This window comes from Streptomyces sp. NPDC051578, assembly GCF_044454045.1.
Lineage (GTDB): Bacteria > Actinomycetota > Actinomycetes > Streptomycetales > Streptomycetaceae > Streptomyces.
On the sequence record NZ_JBITDH010000005.1, the window covers coordinates 422,051 to 441,314 of the forward strand.

Consider the following 19,264-nt stretch of genomic DNA (forward strand, 5'->3'; position numbering starts at 1 on the left):
TACGCGAGAAGCCGCGCCCCGCAACGCGGGACACGGCTCCTCGATCGGCGCAGACCGTCTACGAGTATTGTGCGACCAGGCTCTTCGGGCGGATGTCCGTCCAGTTCTCCTCCACGTACGCGAGCGCGTCGGCCCGCGTCCCCTCGCCCCACACCACGTCCCAGCCTGCGGGAACGTCGGCGAAGACGGGCCACAGGGCGTGCTGGCCCTCGGCGTTCACCACGACGTTGAAGGTGCCCTCGTTGTCGTCGAACGGGTTGGTCATGACAGACTCCTCAATTTCTCGGAAAGAATACGGCCGATCAAAGCGAGCGGTTCCGGTTCACCCATTCTGGTGTGCGGAACGCCGATGACGTGATTTTCCACGCGGCCCTCGATATAAGGGATCCAGTGCTGCGCGAGGGTGTTTTCCGTTTCCCCGTCCTCGATGGCCGCCAGGAAGAGCAGGTCCGTGGCGACCGGGCGCGGGGCGTACAGGTTCATGATTTCGGCGTGGTTCACGGAGGCGCCGATCACGGAGCGGATCTCCGCGTCGGAGAAGGCCCCGAGCACCGGGTCCTTCAACCGGACCAGGCCGATCAGGGCGTCGACGTCGAACGGCGCGTCCGCCGGCTCGTCCGTGGCGTCCCCGACGAGCATGTCCCGCTTCTGCGCGGGCGTCATCCGGCGCCGCACCGGTTCGGTGGGCAGCAGATGGACGTCCATCATGGCCAGCAGGTCGGTGCGTTCGCCCAGCTCCGCCAGCCGGACGGCGAGCGCGTGCGCGACCGTCCCGCCGAAGGACCAGCCGAGGAAGCGGTACGGGCCGTGCGGCTGGACCTCCCGGATCAGCGGCAGGTAGTCCTCGACCATCTCCTCCACCGACTCGGGGGAGTGGCCCAGTTCGCTCAGCGCCCGCGCCTGGATCGCGTACAGCGGCTGGTCGGGCCCCAGGTGCCGGGTGAGCCCGGCGTAGGGCCAGCCGACGCCCGTACCGGGATGGATGCAGAACAACGGGGCCTGCGAACCGCGGGTGTTGAGGGGCAGGAGCACCCCCATCGGGTCGAACCCGGTGGGTTCGTCGCCCAGCAGTCCGGCCACGGTCGGGGTCCGGAACAGGTCGCGGACCCCGCGCTCCAGTCCCAGGACGGTCCGCATCCGGCTGACCAGGCGGACCCCGAGCAGCGAATGTCCGCCCATGCCGAAGAAGTTGTCGTCGATGCCGACGCCTTCGACGCCCAGGACCTCGGCGAACAGCCCGCACAGGATCTCCTCGCGCGGCGTGCGCGGGGCCCGTCCGTGGGGCCGCGCGGCCGGGGCGGGCGCGGGCAGGGCCTTGCGGTCGGGTTTGCCGTTGACGGTCAGCGGGATGGCGTCGAGCAGGACGGCCGCCGAGGGCACCATGTGCTCGGGGAGTTCGTCCGCCGCCCAGCGCAGCAGCCCGGCCTCGGTGAGGGTGTGACCGGTGCGCGGGACCGCGTACGCGACGAGCCGCTTGCCGCCGGGACCGTCCTCGAAGACGACCACGGTGACCTGCCCGATCCCCGGGTGCCGGGCCAGGGTCTCCTCGATCTCGCCGGGTTCGATCCGGAAGCCGCGCAGCTTGATCTGTCCGTCGGCCCGCCCGATGAACCGCAGTTCACCGTCCGGGGTCCAGTGCACCAGGTCTCCCGTGCGGTACATCCGGCCGCCGTCGGCGCCGAAGGGGTCGGCGACGAACCGTTCCGCCGTCAGACCGGGCCGGCCGATGTAACCGCGGGCCACCTGGGTTCCGGCGAGGTACATCTCCCCGGCGACCCCGGGCGGCACGGGCCGCAGCCGCTCGTCCAGGACGTGGACGCGGGTGTTGTCGAGCGCCGACCCGAGGTACACGCCGTGCAGGGTGCGCTGCGCGAGCGGGAAGCGCTGCTGGTGGGAGGCGAAGGTCGTCTCCGTGGGACCGTAGGAGTGGACGAGCACGGTCTCGGGGCAGTGCGTCAGGACCCGCTGGAGGGCGCTGGGCGAGGCCACGTCACCGCCGGTCCAGACCTCGCGCAGGAGCTTGAGGGTGTCCAGGCCCTCGTCGGCCATGATGTGGAACAGGCCCATCGTGAAGTAGGCGGCGGTGACGCCGTAGGTGCGGATGGTGTGGTCGAGTTCGGCGACGTCGGTCCCGTCGCCCGGGGCGATGACGAGCTGCCCGCCGCCCAGCAGCGGCACCCACAGCTCGTAGGTGGAGGCGTCGAACCCGATCGCCGAATGGACCAGCATCCGACGGTGGTTGGCGAGGTTCCAGCACCGGTCGGTGACGAGCTCGACCACGTTGCGGTGGGTGACGCCGACGCCCTTGGGCCGGCCGGTGGAGCCGGAGGTGAACATCACGTACATCAGGGCGTCCTCACCGACCGCGACCCCCGGATCGGTGGTGTCCCCGTCGGGCACGAAGGTGTCGACGGCGAGGACCCGCAGACCGGCGGCGCGTTCCTGCACGACCGCCGGCTTGTCCAGGTACGCCTCCTGCGTCAGCAGGACCGTCGCCGCCACGTCCTGGGTGATCATGCGGACGCGGGCCTCGGGCAGCCGCGGGTCCAGCGGTACGTACGCGGCGCCGCACTTGAGCACCGCCAGCGCCGCCACCAGCAGGTGCGGCGTGCGGTCCATCAGGACGGCGACCGTCCCGTCCCGCGGCACGCCCGCCCCGATCAGCCGGTGGGCCAGCGCGTTGGCGCGCCGGTCCAGCTCCGCGAAGGTGAGGGTCTCCTCCCCGTACGAGAGCGCGATGCGGTCGGGGGTCCGCCGGGCCTGCGCCGCGAACCGCTCGTGCACCAGCCCGCACGGTGCCTGCGGGGTCGCCGTGTCGTTGTACTCGGTGACCAGCCGGAACTCCTCCTCGGCGGTCATGAGCCGTACGTCGCCGATCCGCTGCCCGGGGTCCTCGGCCACCGCCCGCAGGATGCGGGCCAGATGCGTCGCCAGCAGGGCCGCGGTGTCCGCGTCGTAGAGGTCCGTCGCGTACTCCAGTACGCCGGCCAGCCCGAGCGGAGCCCCCTCGGCGCTCCGGACCTCCCGCAGGGACACCGTGAGGTCGAACTTGGTGAACCCGGAGGCGGTGCCCAGCGGGGTCCCGGCCAGCGCCGCCCCGGGCGGGGTCTGCGGTTCGGCCGGATGGACCTGGACGATCGCCTGCACCAGCGGGTGGTGGGCCGTGGAGCGCACCGGGTTCAGCCGCTCCACCACCAGGTCGAAGGGCACGTCCTGGTGGGCGTAGGCCGCGAGGTCGGTGTCCTTCACCCGGCGCAGCAGCTCCGAGAAGCGCGGGTCGCCGGAGGTGTCGCAGCGCAGGACCAGGGTGTTGACGAAGAAGCCGACCAGGTCGCTGAGCGCCTCGTCGTCCCGGCCTGCGGTCACCGTGCCCAGCGGCAGGTCGGTGCCCCCGCCGTGCCGGGTCAGCAGGGCCGCGAAGGCCGACTGCACCACCGTGAACAGCGTCGTCCCGTGCTCCAGGGCGAGCTCCTCCAGCCGGGCGTGCGTCGCGGCGTCCAGTTCGAGGGGGACGGCCGCGCCTCGGTGCGAGGCGTCGGCCGGCCGGGTACGGGTGGAGGTCAGCTCCAGCACGGGCGGCGCGTCGCCGAGGGTCTGCTGCCAGTAGGCGAGGTGTCCGGCGGCGGCCTCCCCGTCGAGGGCGGCCCGCTCCCACAGCGTGTAGTCGGCGTACTGCACCGGCAGCGGCTGCCAGGCCGGCGCCGCCCCGGCCAGCCGGGCCTCGTAGGCGGCGGCCAGGTCGGCCAGCAGGGGGCCGGTGGACCAGCCGTCGGCCGCGATGTGGTGGACGAGCAGCACCAGCACCCGGGCGGGACCCGCGCTGATCAGCGAGGCGCGGAAGGGGAGTTCGGCGGCGAGGTCGAACACGTGGCCGGCGGCTTCGTCCACGGCGGCGTCGAGCCCGTCCGGTCCCGCGGTGACCAGGTCCAGCACGGGCCGGGCCGCGTCCACCACCCGCTGGTACGGCTGACCGTCCACGGCCGGGTACACGGTGCGTAGCACCTCGTGCCGCCCGGCGACATCCGCGAGGGCCTCGGCCAGCACCGCCGGGTCCAGCGGCCGGTCCAGCCGCAGCGCGAACGGGATGGTGTAGGAGCGGCTCGGCCCCTCCAGCTGGTCCACGAACCACAGCCGGCGCTGCGCGTACGACAACGGCAGCAGCTCGGGCCGCTCCTGCGGCGGTACGGGGACCAGTGCGGGCCGTCCGGCGGGCGCGGCCTCGCGCAGCAGGCGCACGGCCAGCTCCGCGGGGGTCGGGGCGAGGAACAGGTCGCGGATCCGGGCCTCGACGCCGAGCGTGGCCCGGATCCGGTTGACCAGGCGCACGCCCATCATGGAGTGCCCGCCCACGGAGAAGAAGTTCTCGTCGGGAGCCACCCGGCCCAGACCGATCACCTCCGCGAACAGCGTGCACAGCACCTCCGTCACGGCGGGGTCCCCGGCCGTGGCCGCGGGCACCGGCTCAAGCGCGCGGGCCCGTACGAGCCGCTCCCGGCGCTCCGCCAGACCCGCGGCCTCCTCCTCGGTGAGCAGCGCGGGCGCGGCGTCGCCGGTCGGGGCGTGCGGGTCCTGCGCCGCCCGGGACAGGGCCCGCAGGAAGACGTCCAGCAGCAGCTGCGCCGTCGGGGCGTCGAAGAGGTCCGCGGCGTACTGCCACCACACCTCCAGGCCGCCGTCCGGGAGCTCCACGCAGGAGGCGCTGAGGTCGAACTTGGCCGCTTCCAGGCCGGGTTCCACGAAGCGGCCCTCCAGGCCGCCGCCCAGGGACAGGGCCGTGTCGCCCTCCTCCTGCACGGTCAGCATCACCTGGAAGAACGGGTTCACGGCCAGGCCGCGTTCCGGGTTGAGGTGCTCCACCAGCAGGTCGAAGGGGAGTTCCTGGTGGGCGTAGGCCGCCAGGTCCGCCTCGCGCGCCCGGTCCACGAGTTCCGCGTAGCAGGCTCCGCCGCTGACGTCGGTGCGCAGGACGAGGGTGTTGACGAAGAAGCCGACCAGATCGGAGAGGGCCTCGTCGCCCCGCCCGGCCACCGGGGTGCCGATCGCGAGGTCCGTACCGGCACCGGCGGCGGCCAGGGCCAGGGCGAGCGCCGGCTGGAGGGCCATCAGCACGCTCGCCCCGCGTTCCTGCGCGAGCGCCGCCAGCCGGCGGTGCGCGCCCGCGTCCAGCCGGGCGACCAGGGTGGCGCCCTCTCCGGTCGGCTCGGCGGGCCGGGGCCGGTCGGCGGGCAAGTCCAGGACGGCCGGCATCCCGTCGAGCGCGTCCCGCCAGTGGGCCAGCAACGGGGCCGGATCGGTCAGGAGTTCCTGCTGCCACAGGGTGTAGTCGGCGTACTGCACCGGAAGCGGCTCCCACTGCGGAGCGCCGCCGTCCAGCCGGGCCTCGTAGGCCTGCCCGAGGTCGCGCAGCAGCGGCGGGACCGACCAGCCGTCGGTGGCGATGTGGTGGGTCAGCAGCGCGAGGGTCGCCGAGCCGTCGCCGGGCAGGAACAGCCGGGCCCGCAGCGGGAGGTGGGCGCCGAGGTCGAAGGTGCCGGCGGTGAAGCGGGCGACCAGGGGGGCCAGTTCCTCCGGCGTGCAGTCCCGTACCGTCAGCGGCACCTCGGGCGCCGGGAGGACGTGCTGGTAGGGCTCGCCGTCCACGGCCGGGTACACGGTGCGCAGCACCTCGTGCCGCTCCACGACGTCGGCGAGGGCCGCCGCCAGCGCCCGCCGGTCGGGGACGGCGTCCAGCCGCAGCACGAGCGGCAGGTTGTAGGTGGCCGACGGCCCCTCCAGACCGGCCAGGAACCACAGGCGGCGCTGGGCGAAGGAGAGCGGCACCCGGTCCTCGGCGGGCAGGACCGCCCCGTCGAAGACGCGGTCGGCGCCGCTGTCGTCCACCGGTGCTTTGAGCTGCTTGCGGTCTATCTTGCCGGAGGAGGTCCGGGGCAGGGCCTCGACCAGGTTCACCGCGCTCGGCACGGCTGCGGCGGGGAGCGCGGCCCGTACGGCGGAGCGCAGCGCGGCGGCGCTCACCCCGGCGTCGGCGACCACGAACGCCACGAGCCGCTTGACTCCGTCGGGCGTCTCCCGGGGGACGACGGCCGCCTCGCGCACGCCGGGATGGCCGGTGAGGACCGACTCCACGGACCCCGGGTCCACCCGGTGCCCGTTGATCTTCACCTCGTCGTCGGCGCGGCCCTGGAAGCCGAGCTGCCCGTCCTCCTCGCGTACGTGGACCAGGTCGCCGGTCCGGTAGGCCCGCTGCCCCTCCAGCGAAGCGAAGCGGGCGGCGGTCAGCTCGGCCCGGCCCAGGTAGCCGTGTGCCAGCCCGCCGCCCAGCAGCCACAGTTCGCCGTCGACCACGGCCGCCCGGACCCCGGGCAGGGGCAGTCCGATCGGCACCGGTCCGCCCGGGTGCCGGGACAGGTCGGCCACGGTGGCCACCACCGTCGCCTCGGTCGGGCCGTAGGTGTTCAGCAGCCGCACCCGGTCCGGGTCCACCGTCCGGCACCACTGCGCGACCCGCTCGGGCAGCGCGGCCTCTCCGCCGATGACCACCGTCCGCAGCGTCGGCGGGAGTTCGGCGGCTCCGGTGGCGAGGGCGTGCGCCAGCTCGTGCCAGTAGGCGGTGGGCAGGTCGAGGACGGTGATGCCGTGCGCCGCGCAGCCGGCCAGCAGCCCGGGGACGTCGAGCATGTCCTCGTCGCGCAGGACGAGCGTGCCGCCGGCGCCGAGGGTCAGGAAGACCTCCTCGACGCTCGCGTCGAAGTGCAGCGGCGCGAACTGCAGGACCCGGTCCTCGGAGGTGATGCCGTACCGGGCGGTGGCCCCGGCCACGAAGTGGGCCAGCGCCTCGCGGCCGACGACGACGCCGTTGGGCGTGCCGGTGGAACCGGAGGTGTAGATCAGGTAGGCGGCGTCCTCGGCGACCCCCGGGCCGGGCAGCACCACGTCGCCCTCGCTGAGCGTTACGTCGGCTCCGGCGCAGTCGGCGAGGATCGAGGCGTTGCGCGCGGCCGGTGCTCCCGGGTCAAGGGGGAGGTACGCGGCCCCGGTCCGCAGGGCCGCCAGCAGTCCCACCACGGCGTCGACGCCCCGGGGCCGGTGCACGGCGACCAGCCGCCCGGGACCCGCCCCCGCAGCCGCCAGCTCGTCGGCGCGGAAGGCCACCGCGAGGGCGAGCTGCCCGTAGGTCAGCCGGCGCCCGCCGTCCACCAGCGCGACGCGCTCGGCGTCCTGGGCGGCGATCCGGTCGAGCACACCGGGTGCGGGGGTGATCGCCGGTCCGCCGTCCAGGACGGCGGAGGCGGTGGGGGCGGTCGAGGGCATCGCGGGGCCTCCAGGCGAGGGGAAGGGTGCGGAGAGGACTCCGTGGCCTCCACGCTAGGTACCCCGCGGGCCCCCGGCGGGCAGTCCCCGCGGCAGCTCCCGCTCCGCTCCTGCCGCCCGCAACTGCCGCCGGTCCGGGGCCCGTGCGCGGACCGCCCGTCAGGAGCCGCCGGGCCCGGCCGGGGCGGAGGAACGCTCACCGGGCCGGGCCGGTCTTGGCACGGCGGCGCGGTGTACGGGTTCCGGGGCCAGCACGATGACCGAGTCCGCGGCGTCGAAGCGCACGGGGTCCCGCTTGTCGGGGTTGAGCCGCACACCGTAGGAGGGGCCGAGCGCGCTGTCCCCGTGGAGCCGGTACCCGATGACGCAGAGCCCGCGCCGCCGCCCGGACTCCACCACCGTGGCGAACGGGACGGACCGCCCGAGCCGCACGAAGTGCGCGGCGGGAGCGAGGTGGAGGCCGGGGCCGTCAGCCGCGAACAGGAGCTCGAAGACCTCGGCGAGGTGGCGGTTCTCGGCGATCTGTGTCATCAGCAGACTGACGAGCCGGCCGCCGACGATGAAGTCGGCCCCGGCCCGGGCCGGGGCGAGCAGCCTGTTGCGGTCGTCCCTCATCTCGGTGACCACGGCCAGTTCGCGGCCCGAGGCCTCCTCCAGGGCCCGCAGGTGCAGCAGCGTCACCAGCGTCCGGTCGTCCCCCGCGAGCGCGCCGGCCGTCCGGTCCGTGGCGTCGTACCCGAGGACGATCACCCGGTCGAACGACAGGACGTCCAGGTGCTCCAGCACCCGCGGGTCGGTGATGTCCCCGTCGTGGACCCGGACCCGCATCCGGCGCGCCGAACGCCCCGTGCGGCCGGCTTCCCGCAGTGCTTCGCCGCCCTGCGCGACGACCGTCAGGGCGGTGCCCGGGGGCACGCTCAGGTCCAGCTGCTCCAGGATCAGCGGGGCCTGCCGGTTCCACCCCAGCAGCAGGACGCGCTCGGGCGACGCGCTCACCGGCCCGGGCGCAACGATCGCGTCCTCGTCGACGGCGAGCGGCCGCTCCACCGGCACGGCGGTGTCGTCGTCCTCGGTGATGACGATGACGCGGTCCTCACCGGCCAGTACCGTGCCTGATGCGGGACCGAGTTCGACCGCGCCGCCGGCCCGCAGGATGCCGACGACGCTCGACGTGGCGTACGCGAGGAGCAGCTCGCCGAAGGTGCGTCCGGCGAGGGCCGGTGCGCCGACCGTGTAGAACTCGTCCCCGGCGAAGTCCAGCAGCTCCTGGTGGACGAGGGAGAGCCCGGGCTGCCGGGACGTCTGCGCGATCAGCCGGGCGGTGACCTCCTCGATGTTCAGCACCCGCCCGTGGCGTCCGGCGGCCAGCTGCGCCGCGCGGTGGTGGCGGCCGTCGCGGACCGCGGCCACGACCGTGGGGCGGCCCCGCCCGCGCACGGCCGCCTCCAAGGAGAGCAGCGTCTTGACCACGTGCGCGTCGCCGTCCTCGCCGTCGTGGGAGAGGACCAGGACGGAGCGCGCGGTGTGCGGGCTGACGAGGGCGATCACCGCGGGATCGGTGGTCACCCCGGTCCGGCAGATCAGCCGGGTGCGGCCGAGCCGGCCGATCGCGGTGGCGATCTCGTCCTCCATCTCCGCCTTGTCCTTCGGGCCGAGGACGGCGACGACGGCCCGGCGCTGGTTGGAGTTGGCGGCCACCAGCTCGGAGACGATGGGGAAGACCTGCTCCGACCAGCCGAGCAGTACCGAGTGCCCCTGTTCCAGCACGGTCGAACGGCCGCGCCGCAGCGCCAAGACCTTGTCGTTGAGGCCGGTGGTGATCAGGCTGACCAGGGTGGAGACGAACAGCAGGGCGACGAGGGCCAGCACGACCGAGAGCAGCACGTAGAGCGGGCTGCCGACGGCGCCGCCGATCTTCAAGGTCTGGCCGACGCTGACCCAGACCGCGACGAGCCGCCCGGGCCAGGTGCGGGGGGCGCCGGGGTCGGCCCAGACCAGAGCGGCACTGGCGGGGACGACGATGGCCAGGCAGACCAGCGTGAGCCAGCCGATCAGGACCGACGTCCCGCGGGCCATGACGGTGTCGAACCGGTAGCGGGTACGGGGCCACCTGGAGCCGCCGCGCTGTCGTGCCGTCCTGCGATCCGTCAACCGGGGTCCTTCGGGCAGCTCGCGATGTCCGCCCGGGCGGGCGCCGGGTTCCGGTCATCGGTGGTGTCTACCTGCGCCACGCTAGTCGGCCCGGGGACGCGGCGAAGGCGTTGGTTGTGCCGGTTCCGTCCTTCGCGTGAGCATTCGGCACTTTTTGCGAGTGTCCCGGCGGGTGTGAACGTCCGTGACGCGCCGCAGGGCCCGGCACCGGAGGCGCCGGGCCCTGCGGAACGTCTCAGTGGACGCGTGCCCCCGACCGGGTGCGGCGGCGCAGGGCCGGGGCGGGGGCGGCGGCCGGCGCGGCTGCCGCCAGCAGGGCCGCCAGTTTCGCCGGGGTCGGGTGGCGGAAGACCTCCCGGATGGTGAGCTCCCGGCCCAGCTCCGCCCGTACCCGGTTGACCAGCCGGACCGCGAGAAGCGAATGCCCGCCCGACTTGAAGAAGTTGGCGTCCGCCGTGACCCGGCCGTTCTCCAGCACCTCCGCGAACAGCCGCAGCAGGGCCGTCGTGAGGCCTTCGTCCGCCGGGGCCTGCGGCTGTGGTGCGGCCGCGGGGAGGTGGACCACCGAAGGCACCGCGTACTCCGGCAGCCGCTCCGCCGCCCAGGCCTGGAGTTCCGCCTCGGTGACCGCCCCCTCGGCGTGGGCGACCAGCCGGCCGTCCGCCGCCTCGGCCCGCGCCCGGGTCACCGCAGGGTGCTCCGCGAGCACCGCCGCGACGTGGCCCGGATCGATGCGGTAGCCGCCGACCAGGGGCCGGTCGGCCGGACGTCGGTCCGCCGGTGCGGGGAGGTCCCCGACCCGCAGCGAGGGGTCCGCCGCGAACAGGTCCAGCGCCGCCACCAGCAGGCCGGCCAGGCGCCGGGCGCCCGAGGGGCCGTACAGGTCGGTCGCGTACTCCAGGACTCCGGACATCCCGCCGCCCGTGTTCTCCGTCAGGGCGAACGTGAGGTCCGACTTGGCCGATCCGGAGCGGTGGTTGAGTTCCTCGCCCGCCAGCGGACCGGCTGCGCAGTGCGGGGCCGCGGCCGCCGGGCCTACCTGGAGCATCACCTGCACCAGCGCCTCGTGGGCGGCCGACCGGTGCGGGTTGAGGTGCTCCACCAGCCGGTCGAAGGGCAGGTCCTGGTGCTCGTAGGCGGCCAGGTCAGCGTCCCGCACCCGGCCCAGCAGCTCGCCGAAGGACGGGTCCCCGGAGGTGTCGGTGCGCAGCACCAGCGTGTTCACGAAGAACCCGACCAGCCCCGACAGCGCCTCGTCGGAGCGGCCCGCGACCGCCGTGCCCACCGCGAGGTCGGTTCCCGCCCCGAGCCGGGTCAGCGCCGCGGCGAGCGCCGCCTGCACCACCATGAACAGGGTGGCGCCGTGCGCGTGCGCGACCCGGGCCAGCCGCCGGTGCGTGTCCGGGGTCACCGAGAACCCGGTGACCGCGCCCCGGCCCGACGGCTCGGCCGGCCGCTGCCGCTCCGTGGGCAGGTCGATCAGCGGCGGCAGCCCTGCCAAAACCCGCTCCCAGTAGGCGAGTTCATCCTCCGTGGGAAGCTCGCGCTGCCACAGCGCGTAGTCGGCGTACTGGACGGGCAACGGTTCCCAGCGCGGCGCGTTCCCGGCCAGCCGCGCCTCGTAGGCCGCCGCCAGGTCCGCGAGCAGCGGCTCCGTCGACCAGCCGTCCGCCGCGATGTGATGCAGCAGCAGGACCAGCGTCTGCGGGCCGTCCCCCTCGGGCAGGAGGAGCCACGCCCGGAAGGGGAGTTCGCGCGCCAGGTCGAAGACGTACGCGGCCGCCTCGTCGACCGCGGCCTGCACGTCCGCGGGCCGGGCCAGCTCCAGCTGGGGGCGGGCGCCCACCAGCACCTTCTGGTACGGCTCCCCTCCCTCGGCCCCGTACACGGTGCGCAGCACCTCGTGCCGGGCAGCCACGTCCGCCAGTGCCCCGGCCAGCGCCGCCGGGTCGAGCGGCCGCTCCAGCCGCCGCACGAGCGCGATGTTGTAGGTCGGGGAGGGGCCCTCCAGCTGGTCGGTGAACCACAGCCGGCGCTGTGCGTACGACAGCGGGATCCGCTCGGGACGCCGCTCCGGCGGTACGGGCGCGGGCGCGGGCCGCGAGGTCCCCGACGCGGAGCCGAGGCGGTGGTGCAGGGCGGCCGGCGTGGGGGCCAGGAACAGGTCCCGGATCCCCGTCTCGACGCCCAGTACGGACCGGATGCGGTTCACGAGCTTGCTGGCGAGCAGCGAATGCCCGCCCGCCTTGAAGAAGTTTTCCGCCGGGCCGACCCGGTCCCGGCCGAGGACCTCGGCGAAGAGGCCGCACAGGATTTCCTCGCGAGGGGAGGGGCTCGCCGTCCCGTGCGCCGGTACGGGCGCTGCCGGGGTGGCCGCAGCGGCCGCGAGCCGTGCCCGGCGCTCGGCGATCCCCCGCCGCTCCGGCTCCGTGAGCAGCCCCAGTTCGCCCAGCCGGGCGTCCGGCGAGGCGGCGAAGGCGCCGAGCGCCCGCACGAACACCTCCAGCAACAGCCGCGCGGTGGGCTCGTCGAACAGGTCCTGCGCGTACTGGACGTACACGTCGAGCCCGTCCGGGCCGCCGTCCGCCGAGCGGCGTTCGGCGCAGTGGAAGGAGAGGTCGAACTTCGCGGCGCCGAGGTCGGTGCTCGTGGCGCGCCCGGTGAGCGGGCCGAGCCGCACCGTGTCCTGCGCCGCCTCCTGCACGGTCAGCATCACCTGGAAGAAGGGGTGCTCGCCCAGGGTGCGGCCGCCTTCCTCGGACAGGTGCTCCACCAGCAGGCCGAAGGGCAGGTCCTGGTGGTCGAAGGCCGCGAGGTCGGCGTCGCGGACCCGCTCGACCAGTTCGCCGACCGCCGGGTCCCCGGACAGATCGGCGCGCAGGACGAGGGAGTTGACGAAGCAGCCGACCATCTCGTGCAGGTCCTGGTCGGGGCGGCCGGCCACGGGTGTGCCGATCGCCAGGTCCGGGCCGGCGCCGGTGGCGGACAGGGCCGCCGCCAGGGCGGAGCGGGCCACCATGAACAGGCTGGCCCGCCGGGTGCGGGCCAGCGCCGCCAGCCCGCGGTGCGCCTGCGCGTCGAGCCGCGCCGTCAGGGTGGCTCCGCGGCCCGAGGGCTCGGCGGGGCGCGGCCGGTCGGCGGGCAGCCGGGTCCGGGCGGGCATCCCGTCCAGGGCCGTCTTCCAGTGGTCGAGCAGCGCGGCCGGGTCGGCCAGCAGGTCCGCCTGCCAGAGCGCGTAGTCGGCGTACTGCACCGGTAGCGGGCGCCACCGGGGCGCCCGGCCCGCGCACCGGGCCTCGTACGCCTCGCCCAGGTCCCGCAGCAGGGGGGACAGGGACCAGCCGTCGGTGGCGATGTGGTGGACGAGCAGGACCAGCACGCAGGTGCCGTCGCCCGGCAGGAAGAGCCGGACGCGCAAGGGGGGCCGGGCCGCCAGGTCGAACGTTTCCCGGCCGAAGCGCGCCACCCGCTCCTCCAGGTCGCCCGGAGTGCACTCGACGCTCTCCATCAGCTCCGCCGGGGTGTCCAGGACCCGCTGGTACGGTTCCCCGCCCTCGGCCCCGTACACGGTGCGCAGCACCTCGTGCCGCTCCACGACGTCGGCCAGCGCGGCCGAGAGGGCCTCCCGGCCGGGCACCCCGTCCAGGCGCAGCACCAGCGGGGCGTTGTACGTGGCGGAGGGGCCCTCGATCCGGCCGACCAGCCACAGCGCGCGCTGCGCGGCGGACAGCGGGATCCGCTCCGGCCGGCCGGCTGCGGCGGTCAGAGCGGGCCTGGCCCCGGCCACCGCGCCCCGCTCGGCCAGGCGCCGGTGCAGGGCGGACGGGGTGGGGGCGAGGAACAGGTCGCGGATGCCGAGTTCCAGGCCGAGTGCCCCCCGGATCCGGTTGACCAGTTTGCCCGCCAGCAGCGAATGCCCGCCGTTGCGGAAGAAGTTGGCGTCGGCGGCCAGTTCCTCCCGGCCCAGTACCTCCGCGAACAGCCCGCACAGGATCTCCTCGCGGGGGGACAGGACGTCCCGCCGTGCCGGCGCCGGGGCGCCGCCCTGCGGGCGGGACACGGCGGCCGTCCGCGCGGGCCTCCGGTCCAGGGCCGCCGACTCCTGCGCCCCCAGCAGGCCCGCGTCGGCGGGTCGGCGCAGCGGGTCGGCGGCGAAGACCTCCAGGGTCCGTACGTAGACCTCCAGCAGCAGCCGGGCCGTGGCCTCGTCGAAGAGGTCGCAGGCGTACTGCAGGCAGACCTCGACCCCGTCCGGACGCCCGTCCGCGGTGTGCCGCTCGGCGCAGTACCAGGTGAGGTCGAACTTCGCGGAGTCCAGGCCCACATCCGTGAGCCGGGCGCCGACACCGCCGCCGAGCGCCACCCCCGGGTGCGCCTCGCCGCCCGCCTCCACCGTCAGCATCACCTGGAAGAACGGGTGGTGGCCCAGAGCCCGTTCGGGCGCCAGGTGCTCCACCAGCAGGTCGAAGGGCAGCTCCTGGTGCTCGAACGCCGCCAGGTCCGCGTCCCGGACCCGGCCCACCAGCTCACCGACGGTCGGATTGCCCGACAGATCGGTACGCAGCGCGAGGGAGTTGACGAAGAAGCCGACCAGGTCGTACAGGTCCTCGTCCGGGCGCCCCGCCACGGGCGCGCCGATCACCACGTCCTCACCGGCCCCGCAGGCGGACAGCGCGGCCGCGAGTGCCGCGCGGGCCACCATGGTCAGGCTCGCCCGCTGTCCGCGCGCCAGGGCGAGCAGCCCGCCGTGCGCCGCCGCGTCGAGCCGTCCGGCCACCAGGGCGCCCCGGCCCGAGGGCTCGACGGGCCGAGGCCGGTCGGAGGGCAGGTCGATCACCGCGGGAGCGCCGTCGAGGGCGGCCCGCCAGTGGTCCAGCTGCTCCCGGGCCAGACTGTCCGGGTCGGCGGGGTCCCCGAGCAGCTCGTGCTGCCAGAGGCTGTAGTCCGTGTACTGCACGGGCAGCGGCTCCCAGGCCGGTGCCCGCCCGGCGAGCCGGGCTTCGTACGCCCGGGCGAGGTCGCGCAGCAGCGGGCGTACGGACAGCCCGTCGGTGGCCACGTGGTGGATCAGCAGGGCCAGGACCGGCGTCCCGTCACCGAAGGTGAACAGCCGCGCCCGGAGCGGCGGTTCGGCGGTGATGTCGATCGTCTCGCGGACGAACGCGGCCACGGCCGTGTCCCGTTCGGCCGCCGCGCACCGTACCTCCGCGAGCGGCGGCACGGCGGCCGCGTCCAGCACCCGCTGGCAGGGCTCCGCGTCCGCTCCCGCCGGCAGGACGGTGCGCAGCACCTCGTGCCGCTCCACCACGTCGGCGAGTGCCGCTCCGAGGGCGTCGACGTCGGGTTCCGCGTCGAGGCGCAGGACGACGGGGGCGTTGTAGGCGGCGGACGGGCCGTGCAGCCGGCCCAGGAACCACAGCCGCCGCTGGGCGAACGACAACGGGATCACGGTCATGTCCTCATCCGTCCTGGCGCTCGGCGGCCGCCGCGGCGGTCGCCTCCACGAGGGTGTCGATGTGTGCGGCGAGGTCCCGCAGCCGGGGGTTGGCGTACACGGCCTTCACCGGGAGCGCCACCCGCAGTTCGGCGCGGACCCGCGACACCAGCTTGATCGCGAGCAGGGAATGGCCGCCCAGCTTGAAGAAGTTGTCGTCCGGCCCGATGTGCGAGGCGCCCAGGACGCTCGCCCACACCCCGGCGATCAGCTCCTGCGAGCGGGTCATCCCGCCGGCCGCCGCGCTGGGCGCTGCTACCGGGTCCGTGGACGGGGCGGGCAGCGCGGCCCGGTCCAGCTTGCCGTTGGTGGTGGTGGGGAAGCGGTCCAGCGCGACGAAGGCCGCCGGGAGCATGTAGGCCGGAAGCACGGCGGCCAGCCGGGAGCGCAGCTCGGACCCGCTGACGGAGCCGCGGTGGTAGGCGACCAGACCGGGCGCGCCGTGGACCTCGTCCCGCAGCACGACGGCCGCTTCGGCGATCTCCGGCATCGCGGTCAACGCCGCCTCGATTTCGGGGAGTTCGATCCGGTGACCGCGGAGCTTGACCTGCCCGTCGGCCCGGCCCAGGTAGGCCAGCCGGCCGCCCGGCAGGAGCCGTACGAGGTCACCGGTGCGGTACATCCGGCCGCCGTACCCGGCCGCCTCCCCGCAGTCCGCCACGAACCGTTCCGCCGTGAGGCCCGGGCGGCGCCGGTAGCCGCGGCCCACGCGCGGGCCCGCCAGGTACAGCTCGCCGCTGTCACCCTCCGCCACCGGGTTCAGCTTCTCGTCCAGCACCCGCATCCGCAGGCCCGGCAGCACGCTCCCGATGTGCGGCGCGTCGGCCGGGTCCACCCAGCCCGCCGTGGCGTCGACGGTGCACTCGGTGGGCCCGTACAGGTTGACCGTCCGCAGCACCCCCTGCGCGCCGCGCTCGCCCAGACGCCGCCACAGCGCGGGGCTGATCGCCTCACCGCCGACCAGCAGCGTCAGCGGACGCGGACCGCCGTCGGCACCGAGCAGGTCCAGCAGCGGATCGGCGTGCGAGGGCGTGATGTCGAGGTCGGTCAGCGCCTGCTCGTCGATCAGTGCGGCCAGCAGCGCCGGGTCCGCGCGGGTCTCGTCGTCGATCATCACCAGGGTGTCACCCCGGCACACCCGGACCCACTGCTGCACGGAGGCGTCGAAGGACGGCGAGGCGTTCCAGCCGACCCGGCCGCCCTCGGTGGCGGCGATGCCCGCGCCCTCCAGCTCGGCCAGCAGTGCGGAGGCGGCTCCCCGGCCGATCTCCACGCCCTTGGGGCGGCCCGTCGAGCCGGAGGTGTAGATGACGTAGGCGAGGGTGTCACCGTTCACCGGCACGGGGGCGAACACGGCCTCCTCCCCGTCGGGCGCGCTCAGTTCGGCCACGGCAACCGCCGCCACGCCGGGCGCCGGCGGTACGGCCGCGGCGTCGGCCACGACCACCAGGTCGGCGCCCGAGTCCTCCACCAGGTAGCGGCGCCGCTCGGCGGGCAGCTTCGGGTCGACGGGCAGGTAGGCAGCCCCCGCGGTCAGGGTGCCGATCAGGGCGGCGACCAGCGAGGCACCGCGGGGCAGGCACAGCGCGACCACGCTCTCCGGCCCGATGCCGCGGGCGGCGAGCCGCCCGGCGATGCGCATCGCCTCCGCGCGCAGTGCGGCGAAGGTCAGCTCGTGGTCCCCGGCGACGACGGCGGTGCGTGCGGCGGGGGCGAGCGCGAGGCGGGCCAGCAGATCGGCGGGGGCGTCCGTGCCCTCGTGGGTACGGGGACGCTCGGGAAGCAGGGCGGTCATGGTGGTCACTCCCCGGCGAAAACGGTGGTGGACGGCTGGGTCTCGGGGGAGCAGTCGGCCAGCGCGACCGGCTCGCCCATGGCGACGAGGATCTTCCGGTCGCCCATGTACGCCTCACGGCCGTGCGCGCACAGGATGTTGTCCACGATCATCAGGTCGCCCTGCTGCCAGGTCTCCCGTACGGTGACCCGGTCGTAGACGGCGTTGATCGCGTCGACCTCGGCGTCGGTGAGCCGGGAGCCGTCACCCAGGTAGGTGTTGAACGGCAGGCCGTCCTCCCCGTACGTCTCCACGAGCACCTCGCGGACGTCCGGGTCCAGGGTGCGGCTGTTCCAGAAGGCGAAGTGGTTGAACCAGGTCTTCTCCCCGGTCACCGGGTGCGTGACGATTGCGGAGCGGCGCTGCCGGGTGATCATCGAGTCGTCCTCGTCGACCCACTCGTAGCCGACCGTGTTCTCCTCGCAGTACGCCTCGGCGACGGCCTTGTCCTGGGTCGCGAAGGTCTTGTACCAGGGCAGCCCGGCCAGCTCCGAGTAGTTGCGCACGAGCAGCCAGCCGGCCCGGGCGAAGCGCTCCACCAGCTCCGGCGGCAGCAGGCGCAGGGCCTCGCGCATGTCGCCGACGGTGGTCGCGCCGCCCTCCTCGGGGGCGGTCACGCAGCCGAAGAGGAGCACGCCCGGGAAGTCCAGGGTGTAGCTGTTCTCGTTGTGCAGCCGGATCGGCTGCACGGCCGGCAGGTCGGTGGACGAGAACACCCCCTCGCCGAAGTCGGTCCGCGGCGTGGCCTTCTCCTTGTAGCCGGCGCGCCGCTCGATCAGCGCGTCCCGGGCCGCGGCGAAGGACGCGGCGTCATCGACCGGCAGCCCCCGCAGCAGTACCGCACCGCTTCGGTGCAACTCGGCCTGGATGTCGGCGCGGTGGGCGGTGAGCCAGGCGACGGCCGACGCGAGGTCGGCGCCGGCCGGGGTGTGGACGACGACGGGCTTGCCGGGCTCGCGGACCGGGGTGATGCCGGTCGTGGTGGGTGCGTCGGCGAACGTGGTCATGGGAGTTCCTTAGAACGGCGCGGGAGTCGGGAAGTGTGCGGTGCGGGTCAGGCGGCGGCGGTGGCGGGCGCGCCGACCACCGGGGCCAGTACGGCGAAGAAGTCCGGCAGCTGCTGCTGGAAGTAGAAGTGCCCGCCGGGCAGGACGTACGAGGCGAACGCGTGGTCGGTGATCTGCGCCCAGCGGCCCAGCGAGGCGGCCGGCGCGACCGGGTCGGCGTCCCCGCCGACCACCGTCACCGGGCAGTCCACCCGGGCGGCCGACTCCTCGCAGCGGTAGACGTCGTCAATGGCGAAGTCCGCGCGGATGGAGGGCAGGATGATCTCGCGCAGCTCCGGCTCGTCGAGGATGCCGTCGTCGGTGCCGCCGCGCTCCTTGATGGCGGCGACCAGCTCGTCGTCGTCCAGCCGCTCGGGGTACACGGCGCACGGGTTGGCCAGGTAGGGGGCCCGGCAGGCCGAGGCGACGAGCGCCCGGGGGGTGCGGCCGGACGCCTGGAGGGCGCGGACGACCTCGAACGCCACCAGCGAGCCCATGCTGTGTCCCAGGACCACGAGGTCGTCGGTGGTCCCGGCGGGCAGGGCGGCCACGACGGGCCCGGCCAGGTCGCTGATGTCGCGCGGCAGGTCCTCGGCGAAGCGGGCTCCGCGGCCGGGGTACTGGCCGATGAGCAGCCGTACGTCCGCCGGGAGGTACGCGCGCCACTCGGCGTAGGCGTGGGCGTTGCCGCCCGCGTGCGGCAGGACGAGCAGCGAGGTGCGCTGGGGGCCCTCGCCGGGCAGGTCCCAGACCACGTCGTCGGGTGCGGGGGTGGCGTCGTACTGGTCGTGGCTCATGAGGAGATCCGTTCCGTGTCGGGGGTGCGGCGGCGCAGCGCCGGCCTGGGCCGCCCGGGCGCCCGGGGCGCCGACTGCCGCAGGGTCTCGATGCGCTGGGCGAGGGTGGCGGGGGTGGGGTGCTGGAAGACGTCGCGGAGGGTGAGGGTGACGCCGAGGGTGGTGGAGATGCGGTTGGTGAGGCGGGCGGCGAGCAGCGAGTGGCCGCCGTGGTCGAAGAAGCTGTCGTCGATCGAGAGCGGGGCCGAGGTGTTCAGCACGTCCGCGAAGTACGTGTGCACCTGCTGTTCCAGCGGGGTGCGAGGGGTGCGGCCGCCGGCCTTCAGCACCGCCTGCGGGGCGGGGAGGGCACGCTTGTCGATCTTCCCGTTGGGTGTGAGCGGCAGCCGGTCGAGCAGGACGACGAACGCGGGGACCATGTGGTCCGGCAGCAGGGTGCGCAGCCACAGGCGCACGTCCTGCGGGGCGAGCTCGGGGTCCGTGGCGACCACGTACGCGCTGAGCTGCGGGGTGTTGTGGTGGTCGAGGTGGGTCGACAGGGTGGCTTGGGTGATGTGGGGGTGGGTGGTGAGGACGGTTTCGATTTCGGTGGGTTCGATGCGGAAGCCGCGGATTTTGATTTGGGTGTCGG

8 protein-coding genes are annotated in these 19,264 nt (G+C 74.6%); all 8 read right to left on the reverse strand.

What is annotated here, in order from left to right:
- Nucleotides 1-58: 58 nt before the first annotated feature.
- Complete coding sequence (locus tag ACIA6C_RS23605) at nucleotides 59-265, reverse strand: MbtH family protein (protein WP_361132087.1); 207 nt, start codon at nucleotides 263-265, stop codon at nucleotides 59-61.
- Entirely contained in the window at nucleotides 262-7,311 is a 7,050-nt protein-coding gene (locus ACIA6C_RS23610) for an amino acid adenylation domain-containing protein (RefSeq protein WP_399278666.1), read from the reverse strand. The genes ACIA6C_RS23605 and ACIA6C_RS23610 overlap by 4 nt, the downstream gene beginning before the upstream one ends.
- Before the next feature lie 159 nt (nucleotides 7,312-7,470).
- Nucleotides 7,471-9,462 (reverse strand): NAD-binding lipoprotein, encoded by a 1,992-nt coding sequence (locus tag ACIA6C_RS23615; protein WP_399278668.1) that lies wholly within the window; start codon nucleotides 9,460-9,462, stop codon nucleotides 7,471-7,473.
- Between the two features lie 235 nt (nucleotides 9,463-9,697).
- Nucleotides 9,698-14,917, reverse strand: coding sequence for a condensation domain-containing protein (locus tag ACIA6C_RS23620; RefSeq protein WP_399278670.1), 5,220 nt, complete (start codon nucleotides 14,915-14,917; stop codon nucleotides 9,698-9,700).
- A gap of 4 nt (nucleotides 14,918-14,921) precedes the next feature.
- Nucleotides 14,922-16,751, reverse strand: coding sequence for an amino acid adenylation domain-containing protein (locus ACIA6C_RS23625; RefSeq protein ID WP_399278672.1), 1,830 nt, complete (start codon nucleotides 16,749-16,751; stop codon nucleotides 14,922-14,924).
- 5 nt (nucleotides 16,752-16,756) lie between these two features.
- On the reverse strand, nucleotides 16,757-17,797 hold the full coding sequence (locus tag ACIA6C_RS23630) for a TauD/TfdA family dioxygenase (protein WP_399278674.1): 1,041 nt from the start codon (nucleotides 17,795-17,797) through the stop codon (nucleotides 16,757-16,759).
- Nucleotides 17,798-17,844: 47 nt separating this feature from the next.
- The gene (locus ACIA6C_RS23635) at nucleotides 17,845-18,633 is read right to left on the reverse strand and encodes a thioesterase II family protein (protein WP_399278676.1); all 789 of its coding nucleotides are present in this window, start codon (nucleotides 18,631-18,633) and stop codon (nucleotides 17,845-17,847) included.
- On the reverse strand, nucleotides 18,630-19,264 hold a 635-nt coding region (locus ACIA6C_RS23640; RefSeq protein ID WP_399278678.1), incomplete at its 5' end, for a phosphopantetheine-binding protein. The genes ACIA6C_RS23635 and ACIA6C_RS23640, both read right to left, overlap by 4 nt.